Consider the following 18,711-nt stretch of genomic DNA (forward strand, 5'->3'; position numbering starts at 1 on the left):
ATTACTGGGATTACTCGCCAGCAACTTCAACTGCTTCGGTCGTATCTGGACGATCCATCAGTTCAACGAACGCCATAGGAGCGTTATCGCCGACGCGGAAACCCATTTTCAGGATACGCACATAACCACCGTTACGGTTGGCGAAACGTGGGCCCAGTTCAGCGAACAGTTTGACGACCATTTCACGGTCGCGCAGGCGGTTGAAGGCCAGACGCTTGTTTGCCAGGGAGTCGGTTTTGCCCAGGGTCAGAATTGGCTCGACAACGCGGCGCAGTTCTTTTGCTTTTGGCAGGGTGGTTTTGATCGCTTCGTGACGCAGCAGCGATACTGTCATGTTGCGCAGCATTGCCAGACGGTGGGACGAGGTACGATTCAGTTTACGGAGGCCGTGACCGTGACGCATGATAAATCCTTTCGGTGAGTGTTTAAATTCCAGCTCTTCGATCAATGAGGCAGAAGCTTCATCGCGGGCCGGTTTGGTGCTACAAAATAAAAGCCTGGGACACCTGTCCCAGGCAGTTTGCTACAACTACGAATTACTTTTCCAGGCCGGCAGGCGGCCAGTTTTCCAGCTTCATGCCCAAGGTCAAGCCGCGCGATGCCAGCACTTCCTTGATTTCGTTCAGGGACTTGCGGCCCAGGTTTGGCGTTTTCAGCAGTTCGTTTTCCGAACGTTGGATCAGGTCGCCGATGTAGTAGATGTTTTCCGCTTTCAGGCAGTTCGCCGAACGCACGGTCAACTCCAGGTCGTCGACTGGACGCAACAGGATAGGATCGACCAGCGGAGCGCGCGATGGCGCTTCGGCGGCGGCTTCCGTGCCTTCCAGGGCAGCGAACACATTCAACTGGTCCACCAGGACGCGGGCCGACTGGCGGATCGCTTCTTCCGGCGAGATCACGCCGTTGGTTTCGATGTTGATGATCAGCTTGTCCAGGTCGGTACGCTGTTCAACGCGGGCCGATTCAACGAAGTACGATACACGGCGCACTGGCGAGAACGACGCATCCAGAATGATGCGGCCGATGGTCTTGTTCGTGTCTTCCGACAGACGACGCACGTTACCAGGAACGTAGCCGCGGCCTTTTTCAACCTTGATCTGCATGTCCAGCTTGCCACCAGCGGTCAGGTGGGCGATCACGTGGTCAGGGTTGATCAGTTCGACGTCATGCGGCAGGTCGATATCGGAGGCCAGGATCGCGCCTTCGCCTTCTTTTTTCAGGGTCAGGGTTACCGAATCGCGGTTGTGGACTTTGAAAACCACACCCTTCAAGTTCAGCAACAGATCGACGACGTCTTCTTGCACGCCATCGAGGGAGGAATATTCGTGGACGACGCCGGCGATCGTCACTTCGGTCGGCGCGTAGCCTACCATCGACGACAGCAGAACGCGGCGCAACGCGTTACCCAATGTGTGGCCATAGCCGCGCTCGAACGGTTCCATCACGACCTTGGCGTGACCTGCACCGAGAGCTTCAACATCGATAATACGTGGCTTCAACAAACTGTTTTGCATGAAATGTCCTTTTCAATACCCTCGGCTCATTACACCGATAAGGCTGATGGCATTAGTAAAACGCCCACTCAAGAAAGTGAGTGGGCGGGAGTCTTGCTAACTACTATTAACGCGAGTACAGCTCGACGATCAGCGATTCGTTGACGTCGTTAGCGATTTCGTTACGCTCTGGCAGGGACTTGAAGGTACCTTCCATTTTCTTGGCATCAACCGAAACCCAGCTAGGCATACCAACTTGTTCAGCCAGCGACAGTGCTTCAACGATACGCACTTGCTTTTTCGATTTTTCACGAACAGCAACGATGTCGCCAACTTTGACTGCGTACGAAGCGATGTTCACAACGATACCGTTCACGGTGAACGCTTTGTGGCTGACCAGTTGACGCGCTTCAGCGCGGGTCGAGCCAAAGCCCATGCGGTAGCAAACGTTGTCCAGACGCGTTTCCAGCAACTTCAACAGCGTTTCGCCGGTGTTGCCTTTACGACGGTCTGCTTCAGCGAAGTAGCGGCGGAATTGACGTTCCAGCACGCCGTACATGCGCTTGACTTTTTGCTTTTCGCGCAGTTGGTTACCGTAGTCCGAGGTGCGGGCGCCGGATTTGACACCGTGCTGGCCTGGCTTGACGTCCAGTTTGCACTTGCTGTCCAGCGAGCGACGTGCGCTCTTCAGGAACAGGTCTGTACCTTCACGGCGGGAAAGTTTTGCTTTAGGTCCGATATAACGTGCCACGATACTTCCTTTTTTTAAATGATAACGCCCCAGCCACATGCATGATCAAACACACTGATGCGGTTAGGCGCTAGTCTGATTTGGTTTCAATCAGACGGTGGCTGAAAACGAAAAACCCGTCAAACAGAATTTGACAGGCAAGAACAGCCGGGCAGTATAACCGTTTCCGGCTCCCTGCTCCAGCGTTTTCACACAACTGTACTGAGTTACAACAGACAGCAAAGCAGCTGGCGCCGAAGCGCCCTCTGCAACACTATCTTAGATACGACGACGTTTCGGTGGACGGCAACCGTTGTGCGGTACCGGCGTCACGTCCTGGATCTCGGTGATCTTGATGCCCAGGTTGTTCAGCGCGCGAACGGCGGATTCACGACCAGGACCTGGGCCCTTGATACGTACTTCCAGGTTCTTCACGCCACACTCAACAGCCACTTTACCAGCGGCTTCCGCGGCGACCTGCGCTGCGAATGGGGTCGATTTACGCGAACCCTTGAAGCCTGCACCGCCGGAGGTAGCCCACGACAAGGCATTGCCTTGACGATCGGTGATGGTAATGATGGTGTTATTGAACGAAGCGTGGACATGTGCGATGCCTTCAGCGACGTTCTTTTTAACTTTTTTACGCACGCGTGCTGATGCGGCGTTATTTTGCGACTTAGCCATAATTATTCCCTAGCGGATTATTTTTTCAGCGATTGAGCGGCTTTACGCGGTCCCTTGCGGGTACGTGCGTTCGTACGCGTACGCTGGCCACGGCAAGGCAGACCCTTACGATGACGCATGCCGCGGTAGCAACCCAGATCCATCAAACGCTTGATGTTCATGGACAGTTCACGACGCAGATCGCCTTCGACGATGAATTTACCTACTTCATCGCGCAGCTTTTCCAGTTCGCTGTCATCCAGATCTTTGATCTTTTTGTTGGTTGCTACACCGGTCGATGCACAGATTTTCTCTGCGCGTGGACGGCCCACACCGTAGATGGCCGTCAGGCCGATAACGGTATGCTGATGATTTGGGATATTAACCCCTGCAATACGTGCCATTTGTTATTCCTCGATTAACCTTGACGCTGCTTGTGACGTGGTTCCACGCAGATAACGCGGACTACGCCTTTGCGCTTGATGATCTTGCAGTTGCGGCAGATCCGCTTGACTGATGCGAGAACTTTCATTTTTGGGCTCTTTCTTTCGCTTCTTTGGTTTGATTCAGTGTGTTACTTGGTACGGAACACAATGCGGGCTCGGCTCAGGTCGTACGGCGTTAACTCCACCGTCACCTTGTCTCCAGGGAGAATGCGAATATAGTTCATCCGCATTTTACCTGAAATATGCCCGAGCACCACGTGTCCGTTCTCCAGCTTCACTCGAAATGTTGCATTTGGGAGATTCTCAAGAATCTCGCCCTGCATCTGTATGACGTCGTCTTTTGCCATTCGGTATGTTTACCGCGCTTAACGCGTCGGAATTCCGCCCTTGAAATTTGCTTTGCGCAGCAGTGAATCATATTGCTGCGACATCACGTAGTTCTGTACTTGCGCCATGAAATCCATGGTGACAACTACAATAATCAATAAAGAAGTACCGCCGAAATAGAATGGTACTTTCCACTGGGCTTGCATAAATTCCGGCAATAAACACACCAGGGTGATGTAGACTGCGCCGGCAAGTGTCAAGCGTGTCAGGATCTTGTCGATGTAACGGGCTGTCTGTTCGCCTGGACGGATCCCGGGAATGAACGCACCGCTTTTCTTCAAGTTATCCGCTGTTTCCTTGCTGTTAAAGACCAGCGCTGTATAGAAGAAACAGAAAAACACGATCGCCACTGCGTACAACAGCGCATGGATAGGCTCACCAGGCCCCATCGATGCTGCCAAATCTTTCAAGAACCGCACCGCAGGGTTAGCGTTGTCGGCGCCCTTTGAAAACCAGTCCACGATAGTGGCCGGGAACAAGATGATCGAAGAAGCAAAGATCGGCGGGATCACGCCGGCCATGTTCAGCTTCAACGGCAAATGGCTGGTTTGACCGCCATAAATCTTGTTGCCTACCTGGCGCTTCGCGTAATTGACCAATATTTTGCGCTGACCACGTTCGACGAATACAACGAAGTACGTTACCAGTGCTACCAGGATCACGATGAAAATCGCGCTGAAGCTGCCGATCGAACCATTCGACACCTGAGTGAACAAGCCACCCAACGCCGACGGCAGACCTGCTGCAATCCCGGCAAAAATGATGATCGAGATGCCATTACCCAAACCACGCTCGGTAATTTGCTCACCCAACCACATCAAAAACATTGTTCCGGTCAACAAAGTGACGACCGTCACGAAGCGGAATGCAAGACCAGGTTCCAACACCAGACCAGCTTGCGACTCCAGTGCGACTGCAATGCCTAACGCTTGGAACAGTGCCAGGGCAACCGTGAAATACCGGGTGTACTGGGTGATCTTGCGACGACCTGCTTCGCCTTCTTTTTTCAACGCTTCCATCTGCGGTGACACGATCGACAGCAATTGCATGATGATCGAGGCCGAGATATAAGGCATGATACCCAGCGCAAACACTGTAAAACGAGACAAGGCACCGCCCGAGAACATGTTGAACATGCCCAGGACGCCGCCTTCGTGCTCCTTGAACAGCGAGGCTAATTGTGTCGGGTCAATCCCGGGAACCGGGACGTGAGCACCGATACGATAAACCACCAATGCGCCAAGCAAAAACCAGAGCCGTCCCCAAGGGAAACCGGCCGCTGCACTTTTAGCAAGTTGTGGATTAGTCGCCAATTTTCGCTCCGATCAAGCTGTTAGCGGTCAACTCAGGCTACCGAGCCGCCGGCTGCTTCGATGGCTGCTTTCGCGCCAGCGGACACTTTCAAGCCCTTCAAATTCACCGCTTTGGTGATTTCGCCGGACAAGATCACGCGCACGTCACGGGCCAACACGCCCAGAACGCCAGCTTGCTTCAAGACCAGAATGTCGACATCGCCAACAGCCAGGTTGTTCAGATCGGACAGGCGCACTTCAGCTTTGAAGGTTGCGTGCATCGATTTGAAACCGCGCTTAGGCAGACGGCGTTGCAGAGGCATCTGACCGCCTTCGAAACCGACTTTATGAAAGCCGCCCGAACGCGATTTCTGACCTTTGTGACCACGACCCGAGGTTTTACCCAGGCCGGAGCCGATACCGCGACCGACGCGACGCTTGTAGTGCTTAGCGCCTTCGGCTGGTGCAATAGTATTCAATTCCATGATTTGCTCCGTTCGTGTAAGCCCGAAGGCTTACCCGACAACTTTAACGAGATACGATACTTTATTGATCATGCCGCGTACGGATGGGGTGTCTTGCAATTCGGAAACCGAATTTACACGACGCAGACCCAGACCGCGCACGGTAGCGCGATGCGATTCGCGCGTACCGATCAAGCCCTTGACCAATTGCACTTTGACTGTGTTTGTCATTTTGTCCACCTTAAGCCAGAATGTCTTCGACCGACTTGCCGCGTTTGGCAGCGATATCGGAAGCAGTGCTCATTTTCGACAGGCCGTCCAGCGTAGCGCGTACCAGGTTGTATGGGTTGTTCGAACCGGTGGATTTCGCCACCACGTCCGTCACGCCCATCACTTCGAAGATAGCGCGCATTGCGCCACCAGCGATAACGCCAGTACCAGGCTTAGCTGGGTTCATCAGGACCTTGGAGGCGCCGTGACGACCAACAACCGTGTGATGCAAGGTACCGTTTTTGAGCGGTACTTTGATCAGGTTGCGACGGGCTTCTTCCATTGCCTTCTGCACGCCAACTGGCACTTCTTTCGATTTGCCCTTGCCCATGCCGACGCGGCCATCGCCATCACCAACTACGGTCAGCGCGGCGAAACCCATGATACGACCACCCTTGACCACTTTGGTCACGCGGTTGATCGCGATCATTTTTTCGCGCATGCCATCATCCGGCTTGTCGCTTTGCATTTTTGCTTGCATTTTTGCCATGATTGATCCTTAGAACTTCAGACCGGCTTCGCGTGCGGCTTCTGCCAACGCTTTCACACGGCCGTGGTAACGGAAACCGGAGCGGTCAAACGCAACTTCGGTAATCCCTGCTTTCAACGCTTTTTCAGCGACGCGCTTGCCGATCAAGGCTGCAGCAGCGGCATTGCCGCCTTTGCCGGATTGGCCTGCCAGTTCAGCGCGAACTTCCGCTTCAGCCGTCGAGGCCGAAACCAGGACTTTAGCGTCCGGGCTGATCAGGTTGGCGTAAATGTGCAGGTTGGTGCGATGCACCGACAAGCGATTTACTTTCAATTCCGCAATCTTGATGCGGGTTTGGCGTCCGCGGCGAAGCCGTGATTCTTTCTTATCCATCGTCAGCCCCTAATTACTTCTTCTTGGTTTCTTTAAGCTTAACCACTTCGTCCGCATAGCGAACGCCCTTGCCTTTATAAGGCTCAGGAGCGCGGTAAGCACGAACTTCAGCGGCTACCTGGCCAACCTGTTGACGGTCGATACCTTTAATCAGGATCTCGGTCGGGGTTGGTGTTGCGCAGGTAACGCCAGCTGGCATGTCATGCACTACAGGGTGCGAAAAACCCAGGGACAGATTCAGCTTGTCGCCTTGAGCTTGCGCCTTGTAACCCACGCCTACCAGGTTCAGCTTTTTCTCGAAACCCTTGGTGACGCCAACAACCATGTTGTTGACCAGTGCGCGCAGCGTGCCGGACATGGCATTGGCTTCGCGGCTGTCGTTCGCCACGTCGAAACTCAGGGTTCCTGCATTGTTTTCCACTTTGACCTGGCCGGTGAGGGCCTGGGAAAGTACGCCCAGCGGGCCTTTTACGGTGATCGCTTGTGCGGAGATGGCGACTTCGGCGCCAGCTGGCACTACGATAGGCATTTTAGCTACTCGAGACATGTGTAACTCCTTAAGCCACGTAGCAAATAACTTCGCCGCCGACACCGGTAGCGCGTGCTTTGCGGTCAGTCATGACGCCTTGCGGAGTCGACACGATCGCCACACCCAAGCCATTCATCACAACAGGGATCTCGTCTTTACCCTTGTAGACGCGCAGACCCGGACGGGACACGCGCTCCAAGCGCTCAATGACGGGACGGCCAACATAATACTTCAAACCGATTTTCAGTTCCGCTTTGCCACCAGCTTCGGCAACAGCGAAATCTTCAATGTAACCCTCGTCCTTCAGGACGCTGGCAATCGCAATTTTGACTTTCGACGATGGCATGGCCACGGTCGTCTTTTGCACGCCTTGTGCATTGCGAATGCGGGTCAGCATATCGGCGATAGGATCGCTCATACTCATTGCATATTCTCCTATTACCAGCTTGCTTTTGTCATACCCGGAATTTCACCACGCATGGCGAATTCACGGAGCTTGATACGACCCAGACCGAATTTACGGAATGTGCCGCGCGGACGACCAGTGATGGCGCAACGGTTACGTTGACGCGTCGGGTTCGAGTTACGTGGCAGCGCCTGCAGTTTCAGGCGAGCTTCGTAGCGCTCTTCTTCCGATTTCGATTGGTCATCGACGATGGCCTTGAGAGCTTCGCGCTTAGGGGCGAATTTCGCCACCAGGTCAGCACGCTTGATCTCACGATTAATCAGTGACAGTTTGGCCATGATCAGTTCCTGAAAGGGAATTTAAAGGCGGCGAGCAAAGCTTTGGCTTCGTCATCGGTCTTAGCGGTTGTCGTGATGCTGATATTCATACCGCGCAACGCGTCAATCTTGTCGTATTCGATTTCAGGGAAAATGATCTGTTCCTTGACACCGATGTTGTAGTTGCCACGACCATCAAATGCACGGCCATTCACACCACGGAAATCGCGTACGCGCGGCAGAGCCACGGTAATGAAGCGATCCAGGAACTCGTACATGCGAGCGCCGCGCAGGGTGACCATCGTACCGATCGGGTAACCTTCACGGATTTTGAAGCCTGCGATCGCTTTGCGGGACTTGGTGGTCACTGGCTTCTGGCCGGCGATCTTGGTCAAGTCAGCAACTGCGTGCTCGAGAACTTTTTTATCCGCGATAGCCTCACCAACACCCATGTTCAGGGTGATCTTGGTCAGGCGTGGAACTTCCATTACCGACTTGTAACCAAACTTGCTGGTCAGGTCGGCAACGACTTTTTCTTTATAGAATTCTTGGAGACGTGCCATGATTTCTTAAGCCTTCACTACTTCGCCGGAGGATTTAAAGATGCGAACTTTCTTGCCGTCCACTTCTTTGAAACCCACGCGATCTGCCTTGCCAGTCGCTGCATTAAACAATGCAACGTTGGACACGTGAATTGGCATGGTCTTATCGACGATACCACCAGTTACGCCAGTCATCGGGTTTGGCTTAGTCGCTTTTTTTGCGATGTTAATGCCGTCAACCACGATATGTTCAGCATCGATACGCTGCTGTACCACACCACGTTTGCCCTTGTCTTTCCCGGTCAGAACGATGACTTCGTCGTTTTTACGAATCTTATCCATTACGACTCCTTACAGGACTTCCGGTGCCAGGGACACGATTTTCATGAACTTCTCAGTGCGCAGTTCGCGCGTGACAGGTCCAAAAATACGGGTACCGATCGGTTCCAGCTTGGCGTTCAACAGAACGGCGGCATTGCCGTCGAACTTCACCAGGGAACCGTCTTGGCGGCGAACACCTTTAGCGGTGCGCACAACCACGGCGTTATAAATTTCACCTTTTTTGACACGGCCACGTGGCGCAGCAACCTTAACGGTTACCTTGATCACATCGCCAATGCCAGCATAACGGCGCTTGGAGCCGCCCAATACCTTGATGCACATTACTTCTTTAGCACCGGTATTGTCAGCCACTTCGAGCCGGCTTTCAGTTTGAATCATAGTATTCTCTTTCCCAACTTAAGCCGAAGAATCCACACAATGTAGACCCACGGTCAGTCTTGGTCCCGCCAGAGCCGCCCTGCTGGGCTTCACTGTTTGGGTGCATGACCTTCATACATCAACTGACCGCGAATGCTACTGTCTGTGGCCAGACACTTTGCGGCGTTACATGAACGAAGCCCGCAAGTATTACATACAATTTGCGGGCCTGCAAGTACTAATTAAAAGCCACCGCCGAAACGGTGGTTTTTATTTAAACGGTTGGTGCGGCTTGAACCACACGTGTCACCGTCCATGCCTTCGTTTTGGAGATCGGGCGACCTTCCTGGATCTCGACCGTGTCACCGGCCTTGACTTGGTTGGTCTCGTCATGCGCGTGATACTTGTTCGAACGCATGATGATCTTGCCATACAAAGGATGTTTTACGTGGCGCTCGATCAGAACGGTAACGGTCTTGTCCATCTTGTCCGAAACCACTTTACCGATCAGCGTGCGCTTGAGCGACTGTTTCACTGGTTCGTTCATTTGGCTTCCTTCAGATTCATTACCGTCTTCACACGCGCGATATCGCGGCGTACCTTCTTGAGCTGCGAAGTGTTGCTCAGCTGCTGCGTAGCGATTTGCATGCGCAGGCCGAACTGTGCCTTCAACAGGTCATTCAGCTCTTTTTGCAGAGCTGGCTGGTCCTTGCCGCGGAGTTCAGATGCTTTCATATACAACTCCAATTATTGGCCGACTTGGCGGATGACAAACGTCGTCGCCAGTGGCAGTTTAGCGGCGGCAAGACGGAATGCTTCCCGTGCCAGCGCTTCATCAACGCCATCCATTTCGTACAGTACTTTGCCTGGCTGAATTTCAGCGACGTAGTACTCAGGATTACCTTTACCGTTACCCATACGGACTTCAGCCGGTTTGTTCGAAATCGGTTTGTCCGGGAAAATACGGATCCAGATACGGCCACCGCGCTTGATGTGACGCGTCATTGCACGACGCGCCGCTTCAATTTGACGCGCAGTGATACGACCGCGCGCAACTGCCTTCAGACCGAATTCGCCAAACGACACGGCGGTGCCGCGGCTGTGCGAAATACCGGTATTACGGCCTTTCTGCTCTTTACGATACTTTCTGCGTGCTGGTTGCAGCATGATTATTCTCCTGCTTTCTCAGCTGGTGCTGCTGCGGCGGCCGGTTTAGCGGCGGTACGCACACGTGCACCTGGTGCTGTGGATGGTTTCGCACCGGCACCGGCTGGACGTGGACGGCCAGCTGGCTTGCCATCGTCACGGCGTGGGCCGCGGCTTTTCTTCTCGTCAGCTGGGGTATCGATGACTGGTGCATCGCCGTTAGGCGCGCGGTCACCTTTGTATACCCACACCTTGACACCGATGATGCCGTAGGTGGTCGACGCTTCGCTGGTACCGTAGTCGATATCGGCGCGCAGGGTATGCAGAGGCACGCGGCCTTCGCGGTACCACTCTTTACGTGCGATTTCGATACCGTTCAAACGGCCGGACGACATGATCTTGATACCGAGAGCACCCAGGCGCATTGCATTTTGCATTGCACGCTTCATGGCGCGGCGGAACATGATCCGTTTTTCCAGCTGCTGAGCGATCGAGTCGGCGATCAGTTGCGAGTCGATTTCTGGCTTGCGAATTTCTTCGATGTTCACGTGAACAGGCACGCCCATGATCTTGGTCAGCGCGGACTTCAGTACTTCGATGTCTTCGCCTTTTTTACCAATGACCACGCCTGGACGCGAGCTGTAGATCGTGAAGCGCGCGTTCTTGGCTGGGCGCTCGATAACGATGCGGCCAACGGAAGCGTTCTTCAGTTTCTTTTTCAGGTAAGCACGTGCTTTCAAGTCTTCGTTCAGCATGGCAGCGAAATTACCGTTGCCTGCATACCAGCGCGAAGCCCAGTTACGGGTGACCGCCAGACGGAAACCGGTTGGATGAATTTTCTGACCCATCGTGGCTCCTTAGTTACCGACAGTCACGTAAACGTGACAGGATTGTTTCGAAATACGGTCGCCACGGCCTTTTGCACGCGCGGTGAAGCGCTTCAGGACGGGGCCCTTTTCGACGTAGATCGTTTTCACGAACAATTCGTCGATGTCCGCGCCATCATTGTGCTCGGCATTCGCAATAGCGGATTCCAGAACGCGTTTGATGATCGCAGCACCTTTTTTCGGGCTGAATTGCAAGATGTTGAGTGCAGCGTCAACTTTCTTGCCACGGATCAGGTCAGCAACCAGGCGGCCCTTTTGGTCCGACAGGCGCACACCTTTGAGGATAGCTTTAGTTTCCATTATTTCTTAGCCTTTTTGTCAGCTGCATGGCCCTTGAACGTACGGGTCAGTGCGAATTCGCCGAGCTTGTGACCAACCATGTTTTCGGAAACATAAACCGGCACGTGCAGCTTGCCGTTATGCACCGCGATCGTCAGGCCGATGAAGTCAGGCATGATTGTCGAACGACGCGACCAGGTTTTGATTGGCTTTTTGTCTTTGGCTGCTTGCGCGGCTTCAACTTTTTTCACCAGGTGGGCGTCACAGAACGGCCCTTTTTTCAATGAACGTGTCATGTGCTACCCCTTATTTCTTGCCGCGGCGCGAGACGATCATGGAAGTAGTACGCTTGTTGCTGCGTGTCTTCTTACCCTTAGTCTGTTGGCCCCAAGGCGAAACTGGATGACGACCAGCTGCTGTTTTACCTTCACCACCACCGTGCGGGTGATCGACCGGGTTCATGACCACACCGCGAACGGTAGGACGAACACCGCGCCAGCGCATCGCACCAGCTTTACCGATTTTACGCAGGCTGTGCTCGGCATTGCCGACTTCACCAACCGTTGCACGGCACTCGATGTGCACGCGACGTACTTCGCCCGAGCGCAGACGCACTTGAGCGTAGGTACCTTCACGCGCCATCAGCACAACGCCAGCGCCGGCGGTACGTGCCATTTGGGCACCTTTACCTGGCAGCATTTCGACGCAATGCATCACGGTACCGACTGGGATGTTACGGATTGGCAAGCAGTTACCCGATTTGATCGGTGCTTCCGAACCGTTCATCACGCTGTCGCCAACGGCCATGCCTTTGGTTGCGATGATGTAGTGACGTTCGCCGTCGGCGTAGCACAACAGAGCGATATTCGCGGTGCGGTTTGGATCGTATTCGATACGTTCCACTTTCGCTGGAATACCATCTTTGGTGCGCTTGAAGTCGATCAAGCGATAGTGTTGCTTATGACCACCACCGATATGACGGGTGGTGATGTGACCGTTGTTGTTACGACCAGCGGTCTTGGATTTCTTTTCAACCAGGGCAGCGAACGGACGACCTTTGTACAGGTCGGCATTCACCACCTTTACCATGCCGCGACGGCCTGGCGAGGTTGGTTTCATCTTAACGAGTGCCATTATGCAGCCTCCTCGGAGAAGTTGATTTCCTGGCCAGGCTTCAGGCACACGAAAGCACGCTTGGTATGGTTACGACGACCGTTGAACTTGCCGGTGCGCTTTTGCTTACCTTCGCGGTTTGCAGTTTGCACGGACAGAACTTCAACCTTGAACAGCAGTTCGACCGCTGCCTTGATTTCAGGCTTGGTTGCATCCGGCAATACGCGGAATACAATTTGCTCGTTCTTTTCCGCGACCATGGTGGCCTTTTCGGAAATCACGGGCGCCAACAGCACCTTCATCAAGCGTTCTTCGCTATGTTTCAAAATCGCGCTCATGCCAGCATCTCCTCAATCTTGGCCAATGCAGCTTTGGTGACCAGGATCTTCTTGTAGAACACCAGGGACATCGGGTCTGCGTGACGTGGCTCAACGACGAGTACGTTAGGCAGGTTGCGCGATGCCAGTTCCAGGTTTTCGTTCAGAACGTCGGTGATGATCAGAACCGAATCAAAGCCCAGGCCGTTCAATTTTTGCGACAGCAGCTTGGTTTTTGGCGCGTCGATCGTCAGATCGTCGATGACGATCAGGCGCTCTTCGCGAGCCAGCTGCGACAGGATCGAGCAGATACCTGCGCGATACATTTTTTTGTTCACTTTGTGGGTGAAGTTTTCGTCAGGCGAGTTCGGGAAAATCCGACCACCGCCGCGCCACAGTGGCGACGACGACATACCAGCACGAGCGCGGCCGGTACCTTTTTGGCGCCATGGCTTTTTCGTCGTGTGATGAACTTCTTCACGGTCTTTTTGCTTGCGGTTACCACTACGTGCATTCGCTTGATAAGCGATGACGACTTGGTGGATCAGCGCTTCATTGTAGTCACGGCCGAAAATCGTATCGGCTGCAGCAACGTTCGAGGCGGCTTGACCTTGCGCATTCAGAAGCTTGAGTTCCATCGTTTAAGCTCCCTTCTTGGCTTTGGTTTTGATGGCTGGCGAGACAACTACCTGGCCATTTTTCGCACCTGGAATCGCGCCTTTGACCAGCAACAGCTGACGGTCGGCATCGATACGGGCGATCACGAGGTTCTGGATCGTACGGTTAACGTCACCCAGATGACCGGTCATGCGCTTACCAGGGAAAACGCGACCTGGATCTTGTGCCATACCGATGGAACCTGGAACGTTATGCGAACGCGAGTTACCGTGCGTTGCACGGCCAGAAGCGAAGTGGTAACGTTTGATAACGCCTGCATAGCCTTTACCGATGGTAACGCCTTGCACGTCGATCTTTTGACCGACTTCGAACAGGGAAGCAGCGACAACATCGCCAGCTTTCAGTTCAGCGGCTTTAGCAGCGTCAACGCGGAACTCTTTCAACAGAGTACCGGCTTCAACACCAGCTTTAGCGTGATGACCAGCAACAGCTTTGGTCACGCGGGAAGCGCGACGTTGACCGAATGCGACCTGAACAGCGGAGTAACCATCTGTTTCAGGGGTTTTGATTTGCGCAACACGGTTGTTCGATACGTCCAACACGGTGACAGGAATCGAATCCCCTTCATCCGTGAAAATGCGCATCATACCAACCTTGCGACCGAGAAGGCCTAGGCTCATTTTTTCTCCATTCCCACCTGCGATTGGGCGGGGCTTGTTTAACTACAAAGTAACGTAGGACTCAAAAAAGACGAATCCATACCGAAGCCGGCTAGTATATAGCACAAAAACCCTTGACGCAACAAGTTAACACGAGGTATGTCAAAGTGTTGCGCGACGCCCCTGCAGGAGTTGTCGGCGCGCCTGAAAAACCCTGCCGTAAGGCAACTTAACGGGCACAATGCACGGCGGCATGCGCCCTGGCGCACCGGGCGCCCTCGGCGGCAAGTCACTGGCAACTGCAGAAACAACAAGGGCGCATACACGGCGTACGCGCCCTCTTTCCCTCATGAATCAGGCTTGGCGCCCCCTTGTGGGCGGCTCAGCTCAGACCTTGCACTGCTCGATGCAATGCTTGTAGATCATCTCACAGATAGGGCTCGAGGCCGAACCGGGCATGCCGCCCGAGCACGTATTGGCCCGGATGGCGCACTCCAGCGTGCAATCATTGCCAGCCATGGCATACGAGGCGCTCATACCCAGCGCAAATAGGAAAGCCATCGTCTTCTTGATCATAGTTCATCTCCGTTTATCAGATGGAAGAACAACCAGGACGACACGCCACCCTCGCACCGCCCCGGGCAGGCGCCGCGGCACCGCCATTACTTAAAAAGCAATGCCAATAGAATACCGTAAACAATACCAACCAGCTACCAATTAACGGCGCCGCGTTTTTCCGGCGCCAAATAAAAAGCCAGCCCGGACATCTCTCCGTCCGGGCCGGCTGCAAGGCAACGCATGGCGCCCGAGTGGCCCTTACTCTTGCGGCGCTCCTTTGCCAATCTGATACCAGTCCACCTTGCGCGTCGCCACCATGATGACGGCCAGCACGGCGAACAGCAGGATGCTGCCCATTACCAGCGCATTGTTTTCCGAGCTCAGCAAACCATACAGGGCGCCATACAGCAAGGTCAGCGCCACGCCGAAGCCGATGCCGCGCCAGGCGTTGTGCAGCACGTGCACCAGGTAAAAGCTGGTCAGCACGATACAGGCGGCGCTGGCGATCAGATAGGCGGCCAGGAAGGCGATATGCTCGGCCAGGCCCACCAGCAGCAGGAAGAAGATCACCAGCGCCAGGCCCACCAGCAAATATTGCACCGGGTGGATCGGCAGGCTTTTCAGGATTTCAAAGATGAAGAAGGCGGCAAAGGTCAACGCCACAAACAGCAAGCCATATTTCGTGGCCCGGTCCGATTGCGAATACACATTGACCGGCTCGATGAAGCCCACGCTGAAGCGGTCAATCTGGCCCAGCGGGGCGCTGTCGGGCACCTTGAATTCCCCTTCGATCGTGCTCAGCTGCGTTTGCGCATTGGTGGCCAGCGACGAGATGTTCCACGCTACATTGAAACCCTGGGCATCGATCTGGCGATTCTTCGGCGACGGCAGGAAGCGCCCGCCAAACTGCGGATGGGGCCAGTTCGACTTGATCTGGATCTGGCTGTTCTTGGCCACCGGCACGAAATGCTGGCGTTCGATGCCATCGAGGCCCAGGTCAAAGCTGAAGCGCACCTGCTGCGGTGCCGCCAGAGGCATGGCGCCCAACGGCGCATGCAAGCCGCTGCGGAAGGCAAACAGGTCGGTACCCTGCTCGAACTCGATCTTTTGTCCGCCCCAGTCGATTTTCGGGATATTGCGGATGCCGCGCACGTCCTCGATGGAGAGGGCGACGAAAGGCTGACCCAGGGTCACGCGCGAGTCCGGCGACTTGCGCGGCAACTGGCTGCTGGCCGGCACCGTGAAGTCGCCCTTGAACGCATGCTGGCCGCTGTAGACCAGCACTTGGTGGATGCCGCGGTAACGGCGGTCCGTCTCGATGTTGCCGTTGATCTGCAAATCGTTCGGGTACACGATAAGGCGGCGCTGCACCAAGCGGCGCAGCAACTCCGTGCGCACAGGCGCTTTCGCTTCCTTGTCATCGCCCTTGGCCACTTCCACGCGCTCGTCGTACTGCTCCGTGTAGGGAATCACGAGGATGGGGCCGATAATGGTTTGTTCGCGCACCGAATCGGCGGCGATGCTATTGACGGCTTCCTGGCGGAATTCCATCCGCTCCTTGATCGTTTCCTGAATCATCAGCAAAGGCAGGCCGATCAGCAACATCAGGCCGAACACGATCAACGCTTTGACTAAGAGAGTTTTTTGCATGGCGCATCCTTGAAGTAAGGCGGCCAGTGTAGGGAAGCTGTATGCGCTGACGATGCAGTCTGTGTGAAGCCTGTAAATAAAGTGCGCTAAGCCAGCGGCAGACACAGGCGCGCGCAGGCACCGCCTTCCACATGATTGAGCACCTCGACCGTGCCGCCATGCAGGGAAGCGACCTCGCGCACGAAGGGCAGGCCCAGGCCCGTGCTCTTGCCGGCGCTCGGGCGCGGCAGGGAGTAAAAGCGCTCGAAGACGCGTTCGAGCGCATATGCGGGGATGCCCGCGCCGCGGTCACGCACGGCAATTTCCACCTGGCTACCCTGGCGCCGCGCCGTCAGGTCGATGCAGCTGCCGGGCGGGGCAAAGCCGGCCGCGTTATCGAGCAAGTTGCCCAGCGCCTGGCGCAGCAACAGGAGGTCGCCCGCCACGCTCGCCTCGTCGTGCTGCAATTGCAGACGCACGCCGCGCGCCGCTAAGGTGGCAGCCACATCCTGCGCCACTTGCGCCAGCAGGGGCGCCAGCGCGATACGCTCGGGGTTATCCAGGCGCTGCTGCTTTTCCACGCGCACCAGGGCCAGCAGCTTGTCGATCAGTTGCCGCTGGCGCGCATTCTGCTCCAGGATGCTGGCGAGGAACTGGCGACGTTCGGCCGGCAGCATGTCTTCCTGCAGCAACTCGGCCGAGGCCTGGATGGCGGCGATCGGGCTCTTCAATTCATGCGCCAGCGTGTGCATCAGCTGCTCCACATACTCCTTGCCCTCCAGGCGCGTGCGCATCGCCTCCAGCGCCCGCCCCAGGGTGCCGATCTCGTTCTGGCCCAGCGCCGGCAGCGCCACCTTGCGCCCTGCTTCCACATCGCCGATGTAATGCATCAGCTTGCCCAGCGCATGGTGCAGCCACCAGGCGAATGCCAGGCCGATCAGCAGCGACAGCAGCAACAGCACGGCACCGCGCTGCAGTATCTTGCGCTGGCTGCGCTCGACAAACGCCTGCACGCTGGCATTCGGCTTGGCCACCGTCAGCACGCCGATCACCTCATTGCCGTCGCGAATCGGCGCGGCCACGTGCATGACCGTCGACATTTCGTCGTCTGGCCGGCTGCGCGTGCTGCGCGCGCCATACTTGCCCTGCAAGGTGAGGTACACGTCATTCCAGCGCGAATAGTCGCGCCCCACGTCGCGCCCGCTGGAATCGAACAGCACGATGCCATGCCGGTCCGTGATGGTGATGCGGTAATCGAGCGTGCGCTTGCGCACACCGTTGATATTGACGTCCACGCCATGGCGCGCGTAATCCTGCATGCGTTCTGCCACGGGCGACTGCGCCAGGCTGCCCGCCTTCATGTCAGGCGCCACCAGGCTGGCCAGCAGTTGCGAGGTATCGACCAGGGTGTCTTCCAGGGTCGAGCGCACACCGGGCTTGACCTGCTCCATGAAGACGTTCAGCAGGAACCATGCGGCCAGCCCGACGATCAGGAAGTAGCCGAGCAGGATGCGCAGGCCGATCTTCATGCGCCGGCCAGGCTGTAGCCGAGGCCACGGTGGGTGTGGATGGGGTCGACTTGCGCATCGATGGCGCGCAGCTTGGCGCGCAGCGATTTGACGTGCGCGTCGACGGTACGCTCGAGCGTGTCCGGCGCCCCGCTCCACACGCGCTCCATCAGCTGCGCGCGCGACAGCACGTGACCGGGATGCGCAAGCAGGGTTTTCAGCAACAGGTATTCATAGCGGGTCAGGTCCAGCGGCTGGCCGTGAAAGAGCACCTTCGCCTCCAGCGCGCGCAATTCGAAGCGCGCCGGCGCGGCGACAGGCGCGACTATCGTCATGCCAGTCTCGCGGGGAGCTTGCGCGACACCTGCGCGGCGCAGGATGACGCGGATGCGCGCCACCAGTTCGCGTGGCGAAAACGGTTTCGTGACGTAATCGTCGGCGCCGATTTCCAGGCCGACGATACGGTCGATCTCATCGCTGCGGGCCGTCAGGAAGATCACCGGCACCTCGGAAAACTGGCGCAGCCGGCGGCACACTTCCAGCCCGCTCATGTCGGGCAAGCCCACGTCGAGCACCACCAGAACGGGCATCTGCGCGGCTTCGCCGGGCGTTGGACGCAGCGCGGCCAGGGCTTGCTCGCCCAACATCACATGGCGCGGCGCAAAGCCGTCCGTGCGCAAGGCATAGGCGATGCTGTCGGCAATCGCCTGTTCATCTTCCACGATCAGGACAGTCTTGGACATGGCGGCGGCACGCAGTAGTGGACAGACCCGGAGTATCCCTGAAGCACGCAAGCGGCGTCAATCGCGCGCCTTGCCGCGCGCCGGCAAAAAGCCACCCGTCCCAAAAAACTTATAGTATATTTATCGCAGCATGACTCCACCGATACACCGTGTT

The 18,711-nt window shown here is 55.9% G+C and carries 32 protein-coding genes; all 32 read right to left on the reverse strand.

From position 1 onward, the window contains the following. Positions 1-10 precede the first annotated feature (10 nt). Positions 11-403, reverse strand: a complete 393-nt coding sequence (gene rplQ / locus OX459_RS15980) for a 50S ribosomal protein L17 (RefSeq protein ID WP_034753219.1) — start codon at positions 401-403, stop codon at positions 11-13. Positions 404-536: 133 nt separating this feature from the next. Further along, a complete protein-coding gene (gene rpoA, locus OX459_RS15985) occupies positions 537-1,514 on the reverse strand; it encodes a DNA-directed RNA polymerase subunit alpha (RefSeq protein ID WP_008444343.1) in 978 nt (325 codons plus the stop codon). Positions 1,515-1,620: 106 nt separating this feature from the next. Next, positions 1,621-2,244, reverse strand: coding sequence for a 30S ribosomal protein S4 (gene rpsD, locus OX459_RS15990; protein WP_010394478.1), 624 nt, complete (start codon positions 2,242-2,244; stop codon positions 1,621-1,623). Between the two features lie 258 nt (positions 2,245-2,502). Further along, positions 2,503-2,907, reverse strand: coding sequence for a 30S ribosomal protein S11 (gene rpsK, locus OX459_RS15995; RefSeq protein WP_010394475.1), 405 nt, complete (start codon positions 2,905-2,907; stop codon positions 2,503-2,505). A 17-nt stretch (positions 2,908-2,924) separates the two neighbouring features. Then, a complete protein-coding gene (gene rpsM, locus OX459_RS16000) occupies positions 2,925-3,290 on the reverse strand; it encodes a 30S ribosomal protein S13 (RefSeq protein WP_046681666.1) in 366 nt (121 codons plus the stop codon). 14 nt (positions 3,291-3,304) lie between these two features. After that, entirely contained in the window at positions 3,305-3,418 is a 114-nt protein-coding gene (rpmJ, locus tag OX459_RS16005; protein WP_010394471.1) for a 50S ribosomal protein L36, read from the reverse strand. 42 nt (positions 3,419-3,460) lie between these two features. Further along, complete coding sequence (infA, locus tag OX459_RS16010) at positions 3,461-3,679, reverse strand: translation initiation factor IF-1 (RefSeq protein ID WP_005663428.1); 219 nt, start codon at positions 3,677-3,679, stop codon at positions 3,461-3,463. Positions 3,680-3,697: 18 nt separating this feature from the next. Then, positions 3,698-5,032: a preprotein translocase subunit SecY gene (gene secY / locus OX459_RS16015; protein ID WP_010394438.1), complete on the reverse strand. Its 1,335-nt coding sequence runs from the start codon at positions 5,030-5,032 to the stop codon at positions 3,698-3,700. A 32-nt stretch (positions 5,033-5,064) separates the two neighbouring features. After that, complete coding sequence (gene rplO / locus OX459_RS16020) at positions 5,065-5,496, reverse strand: 50S ribosomal protein L15 (RefSeq protein ID WP_034753211.1); 432 nt, start codon at positions 5,494-5,496, stop codon at positions 5,065-5,067. A gap of 30 nt (positions 5,497-5,526) precedes the next feature. Next, positions 5,527-5,706 (reverse strand): 50S ribosomal protein L30, encoded by a 180-nt coding sequence (gene rpmD / locus OX459_RS16025; RefSeq protein ID WP_010394435.1) that lies wholly within the window; start codon positions 5,704-5,706, stop codon positions 5,527-5,529. A 10-nt stretch (positions 5,707-5,716) separates the two neighbouring features. Then, positions 5,717-6,235 (reverse strand): 30S ribosomal protein S5, encoded by a 519-nt coding sequence (rpsE, locus tag OX459_RS16030; protein ID WP_010394433.1) that lies wholly within the window; start codon positions 6,233-6,235, stop codon positions 5,717-5,719. A gap of 9 nt (positions 6,236-6,244) precedes the next feature. Then, complete coding sequence (gene rplR, locus OX459_RS16035) at positions 6,245-6,607, reverse strand: 50S ribosomal protein L18 (protein ID WP_010394431.1); 363 nt, start codon at positions 6,605-6,607, stop codon at positions 6,245-6,247. A 13-nt stretch (positions 6,608-6,620) separates the two neighbouring features. Then, a complete protein-coding gene (gene rplF, locus OX459_RS16040; protein WP_034778281.1) occupies positions 6,621-7,154 on the reverse strand; it encodes a 50S ribosomal protein L6 in 534 nt (177 codons plus the stop codon). A gap of 10 nt (positions 7,155-7,164) precedes the next feature. After that, positions 7,165-7,560: a 30S ribosomal protein S8 gene (rpsH, locus tag OX459_RS16045; protein ID WP_034753208.1), complete on the reverse strand. Its 396-nt coding sequence runs from the start codon at positions 7,558-7,560 to the stop codon at positions 7,165-7,167. Between the two features lie 14 nt (positions 7,561-7,574). Beyond that, on the reverse strand, positions 7,575-7,880 hold the full coding sequence (gene rpsN / locus OX459_RS16050; RefSeq protein ID WP_010394423.1) for a 30S ribosomal protein S14: 306 nt from the start codon (positions 7,878-7,880) through the stop codon (positions 7,575-7,577). 2 nt (positions 7,881-7,882) lie between these two features. Further along, positions 7,883-8,422 (reverse strand): 50S ribosomal protein L5, encoded by a 540-nt coding sequence (gene rplE / locus OX459_RS16055; protein ID WP_010394421.1) that lies wholly within the window; start codon positions 8,420-8,422, stop codon positions 7,883-7,885. A gap of 6 nt (positions 8,423-8,428) precedes the next feature. Further along, positions 8,429-8,743, reverse strand: a complete 315-nt coding sequence (rplX, locus tag OX459_RS16060) for a 50S ribosomal protein L24 (RefSeq protein ID WP_034753204.1) — start codon at positions 8,741-8,743, stop codon at positions 8,429-8,431. A gap of 9 nt (positions 8,744-8,752) precedes the next feature. Further along, positions 8,753-9,121, reverse strand: a complete 369-nt coding sequence (gene rplN, locus OX459_RS16065) for a 50S ribosomal protein L14 (RefSeq protein WP_008444317.1) — start codon at positions 9,119-9,121, stop codon at positions 8,753-8,755. A gap of 253 nt (positions 9,122-9,374) precedes the next feature. Continuing rightward, the gene (gene rpsQ / locus OX459_RS16070) at positions 9,375-9,647 is read right to left on the reverse strand and encodes a 30S ribosomal protein S17 (protein ID WP_010394415.1); all 273 of its coding nucleotides are present in this window, start codon (positions 9,645-9,647) and stop codon (positions 9,375-9,377) included. Continuing rightward, the gene (rpmC, locus tag OX459_RS16075; RefSeq protein ID WP_010394412.1) at positions 9,644-9,835 is read right to left on the reverse strand and encodes a 50S ribosomal protein L29; all 192 of its coding nucleotides are present in this window, start codon (positions 9,833-9,835) and stop codon (positions 9,644-9,646) included. Before rpmC ends, rpsQ begins: the two co-directional genes overlap by 4 nt. 12 nt (positions 9,836-9,847) lie before the next feature. Beyond that, positions 9,848-10,267: a 50S ribosomal protein L16 gene (rplP, locus tag OX459_RS16080; protein WP_034753201.1), complete on the reverse strand. Its 420-nt coding sequence runs from the start codon at positions 10,265-10,267 to the stop codon at positions 9,848-9,850. 2 nt (positions 10,268-10,269) lie between these two features. Continuing rightward, complete coding sequence (gene rpsC / locus OX459_RS16085; RefSeq protein ID WP_034753199.1) at positions 10,270-11,094, reverse strand: 30S ribosomal protein S3; 825 nt, start codon at positions 11,092-11,094, stop codon at positions 10,270-10,272. 9 nt (positions 11,095-11,103) lie between these two features. Further along, a complete protein-coding gene (gene rplV / locus OX459_RS16090; protein WP_170840583.1) occupies positions 11,104-11,436 on the reverse strand; it encodes a 50S ribosomal protein L22 in 333 nt (110 codons plus the stop codon). Continuing rightward, complete coding sequence (rpsS, locus tag OX459_RS16095) at positions 11,433-11,708, reverse strand: 30S ribosomal protein S19 (RefSeq protein WP_008444295.1); 276 nt, start codon at positions 11,706-11,708, stop codon at positions 11,433-11,435. Before rpsS ends, rplV begins: the two co-directional genes overlap by 4 nt. 10 nt (positions 11,709-11,718) lie before the next feature. Then, on the reverse strand, positions 11,719-12,546 hold the full coding sequence (gene rplB, locus OX459_RS16100; protein WP_034753198.1) for a 50S ribosomal protein L2: 828 nt from the start codon (positions 12,544-12,546) through the stop codon (positions 11,719-11,721). Beyond that, positions 12,546-12,863, reverse strand: a complete 318-nt coding sequence (rplW, locus tag OX459_RS16105) for a 50S ribosomal protein L23 (RefSeq protein WP_010394398.1) — start codon at positions 12,861-12,863, stop codon at positions 12,546-12,548. Before rplW ends, rplB begins: the two co-directional genes overlap by 1 nt. Further along, entirely contained in the window at positions 12,860-13,480 is a 621-nt protein-coding gene (rplD, locus tag OX459_RS16110; RefSeq protein ID WP_034753197.1) for a 50S ribosomal protein L4, read from the reverse strand. Before rplD ends, rplW begins: the two co-directional genes overlap by 4 nt. A gap of 3 nt (positions 13,481-13,483) precedes the next feature. Beyond that, positions 13,484-14,140: a 50S ribosomal protein L3 gene (rplC, locus tag OX459_RS16115; protein WP_010394393.1), complete on the reverse strand. Its 657-nt coding sequence runs from the start codon at positions 14,138-14,140 to the stop codon at positions 13,484-13,486. A 366-nt stretch (positions 14,141-14,506) separates the two neighbouring features. After that, on the reverse strand, positions 14,507-14,695 hold the full coding sequence (locus tag OX459_RS16120; RefSeq protein ID WP_289905794.1) for a hypothetical protein: 189 nt from the start codon (positions 14,693-14,695) through the stop codon (positions 14,507-14,509). 240 nt (positions 14,696-14,935) lie between these two features. After that, positions 14,936-16,327 carry a cell envelope integrity protein CreD gene (creD, locus tag OX459_RS16125; protein WP_289905795.1) on the reverse strand — a complete coding sequence of 464 codons (1,392 nt, stop codon included), beginning with the start codon at positions 16,325-16,327 and terminating at the stop codon, positions 14,936-14,938. An 86-nt stretch (positions 16,328-16,413) separates the two neighbouring features. Next, the gene (creC, locus tag OX459_RS16130) at positions 16,414-17,835 is read right to left on the reverse strand and encodes a two-component system sensor histidine kinase CreC (protein WP_289905796.1); all 1,422 of its coding nucleotides are present in this window, start codon (positions 17,833-17,835) and stop codon (positions 16,414-16,416) included. Beyond that, on the reverse strand, positions 17,832-18,557 hold the full coding sequence (gene creB / locus OX459_RS16135) for a two-component system response regulator CreB (protein ID WP_289905797.1): 726 nt from the start codon (positions 18,555-18,557) through the stop codon (positions 17,832-17,834). Before creB ends, creC begins: the two co-directional genes overlap by 4 nt. Positions 18,558-18,711: the final 154 nt, after the last annotated feature.

The organism is Janthinobacterium sp. SUN026, from assembly GCF_030397625.1.
Classification (GTDB): domain Bacteria; phylum Pseudomonadota; class Gammaproteobacteria; order Burkholderiales; family Burkholderiaceae_D; genus Janthinobacterium; species Janthinobacterium kumbetense.

What these genes read in the sequence shown, in the direction of transcription:
- rplW (WP_010394398.1), bottom strand. Translation starts at nt 12,863, where the DNA reads ATGAGCGCGATTTTGAAACATAGCGAAGAACGCTTGATGAAGGTGCTG.
- rpsK (WP_010394475.1), bottom strand. Translation starts at nt 2,907, where the DNA reads ATGGCTAAGTCGCAAAATAACGCCGCATCAGCACGCGTGCGTAAAAAA.
- infA (WP_005663428.1), bottom strand. Translation starts at nt 3,679, where the DNA reads ATGGCAAAAGACGACGTCATACAGATGCAGGGCGAGATTCTTGAGAAT.
- rplQ (WP_034753219.1), bottom strand. Translation starts at nt 403, where the DNA reads ATGCGTCACGGTCACGGCCTCCGTAAACTGAATCGTACCTCGTCCCAC.
- rpsH (WP_034753208.1), bottom strand. Translation starts at nt 7,560, where the DNA reads ATGAGTATGAGCGATCCTATCGCCGATATGCTGACCCGCATTCGCAAT.
- rplO (WP_034753211.1), bottom strand. Translation starts at nt 5,496, where the DNA reads ATGGAATTGAATACTATTGCACCAGCCGAAGGCGCTAAGCACTACAAG.
- creD (WP_289905795.1), bottom strand. Translation starts at nt 16,327, where the DNA reads ATGCAAAAAACTCTCTTAGTCAAAGCGTTGATCGTGTTCGGCCTGATG.
- rpsS (WP_008444295.1), bottom strand. Translation starts at nt 11,708, where the DNA reads ATGACACGTTCATTGAAAAAAGGGCCGTTCTGTGACGCCCACCTGGTG.
- rplN (WP_008444317.1), bottom strand. Translation starts at nt 9,121, where the DNA reads ATGATTCAAACTGAAAGCCGGCTCGAAGTGGCTGACAATACCGGTGCT.
- rpsC (WP_034753199.1), bottom strand. Translation starts at nt 11,094, where the DNA reads ATGGGTCAGAAAATTCATCCAACCGGTTTCCGTCTGGCGGTCACCCGT.
- rpsN (WP_010394423.1), bottom strand. Translation starts at nt 7,880, where the DNA reads ATGGCCAAACTGTCACTGATTAATCGTGAGATCAAGCGTGCTGACCTG.
- rpmD (WP_010394435.1), bottom strand. Translation starts at nt 5,706, where the DNA reads ATGACAAACACAGTCAAAGTGCAATTGGTCAAGGGCTTGATCGGTACG.
- rpsE (WP_010394433.1), bottom strand. Translation starts at nt 6,235, where the DNA reads ATGGCAAAAATGCAAGCAAAAATGCAAAGCGACAAGCCGGATGATGGC.
- rplF (WP_034778281.1), bottom strand. Translation starts at nt 7,154, where the DNA reads ATGTCTCGAGTAGCTAAAATGCCTATCGTAGTGCCAGCTGGCGCCGAA.
- rplC (WP_010394393.1), bottom strand. Translation starts at nt 14,140, where the DNA reads ATGAGCCTAGGCCTTCTCGGTCGCAAGGTTGGTATGATGCGCATTTTC.
- rplR (WP_010394431.1), bottom strand. Translation starts at nt 6,607, where the DNA reads ATGGATAAGAAAGAATCACGGCTTCGCCGCGGACGCCAAACCCGCATC.
- rplX (WP_034753204.1), bottom strand. Translation starts at nt 8,743, where the DNA reads ATGGATAAGATTCGTAAAAACGACGAAGTCATCGTTCTGACCGGGAAA.
- OX459_RS16120 (WP_289905794.1), bottom strand. Translation starts at nt 14,695, where the DNA reads ATGATCAAGAAGACGATGGCTTTCCTATTTGCGCTGGGTATGAGCGCC.
- rplD (WP_034753197.1), bottom strand. Translation starts at nt 13,480, where the DNA reads ATGGAACTCAAGCTTCTGAATGCGCAAGGTCAAGCCGCCTCGAACGTT.
- rpmC (WP_010394412.1), bottom strand. Translation starts at nt 9,835, where the DNA reads ATGAAAGCATCTGAACTCCGCGGCAAGGACCAGCCAGCTCTGCAAAAA.
- creC (WP_289905796.1), bottom strand. Translation starts at nt 17,835, where the DNA reads ATGAAGATCGGCCTGCGCATCCTGCTCGGCTACTTCCTGATCGTCGGG.
- rplP (WP_034753201.1), bottom strand. Translation starts at nt 10,267, where the DNA reads ATGCTGCAACCAGCACGCAGAAAGTATCGTAAAGAGCAGAAAGGCCGT.
- rplB (WP_034753198.1), bottom strand. Translation starts at nt 12,546, where the DNA reads ATGGCACTCGTTAAGATGAAACCAACCTCGCCAGGCCGTCGCGGCATG.
- creB (WP_289905797.1), bottom strand. Translation starts at nt 18,557, where the DNA reads ATGTCCAAGACTGTCCTGATCGTGGAAGATGAACAGGCGATTGCCGAC.
- rpoA (WP_008444343.1), bottom strand. Translation starts at nt 1,514, where the DNA reads ATGCAAAACAGTTTGTTGAAGCCACGTATTATCGATGTTGAAGCTCTC.
- rplE (WP_010394421.1), bottom strand. Translation starts at nt 8,422, where the DNA reads ATGGCACGTCTCCAAGAATTCTATAAAGAAAAAGTCGTTGCCGACCTG.
- rpsQ (WP_010394415.1), bottom strand. Translation starts at nt 9,647, where the DNA reads ATGAACGAACCAGTGAAACAGTCGCTCAAGCGCACGCTGATCGGTAAA.
- rpsM (WP_046681666.1), bottom strand. Translation starts at nt 3,290, where the DNA reads ATGGCACGTATTGCAGGGGTTAATATCCCAAATCATCAGCATACCGTT.
- rpmJ (WP_010394471.1), bottom strand. Translation starts at nt 3,418, where the DNA reads ATGAAAGTTCTCGCATCAGTCAAGCGGATCTGCCGCAACTGCAAGATC.